The organism is Pseudoalteromonas sp. MER144-MNA-CIBAN-0113 (assembly GCF_040308965.1).
Classification (GTDB): domain Bacteria; phylum Pseudomonadota; class Gammaproteobacteria; order Enterobacterales; family Alteromonadaceae; genus Pseudoalteromonas; species Pseudoalteromonas tetraodonis.
This window is the reverse complement of record NZ_JBEOOG010000618.1, coordinates 1-234: the sequence shown is the minus strand read 5'-3', so window position 1 is coordinate 234 and position 234 is coordinate 1. Positions and strand designations below refer to the sequence as shown.

Annotated in this window: 1 protein-coding gene; it reads left to right on the top strand. The window is 55.1% G+C overall.

Annotated elements, in window-relative coordinates; genetic code table 11:
- A partial coding sequence (locus AAEY57_RS21185; RefSeq protein ID WP_350608805.1) for a glycoside hydrolase family 68 protein occupies window positions 1-234 on the top strand: 234 nt, incomplete at both ends.

The window sequence follows — 234 nt, the reverse complement described above, 5'->3', positions numbered from 1 at the left end:
AACCCTTACTATAACTTCCGCGACCCGTTTACTTTCGAAGATCCGGCTCATCCAGGTGAGACCTATATGGTATTTGAGGGCAACTCGGCCATGGACCGGACAACTGCACAGTGTGATGCGGACGACCTTGGCTACCGGGACGGCGACCCTTATGCAGAAACCGTAACCCAAGTGAATGCATCGGGTGCGCCCTTTCAGATCGGTAACGTCGGTCTGGCAAGGGCTACGAACGAC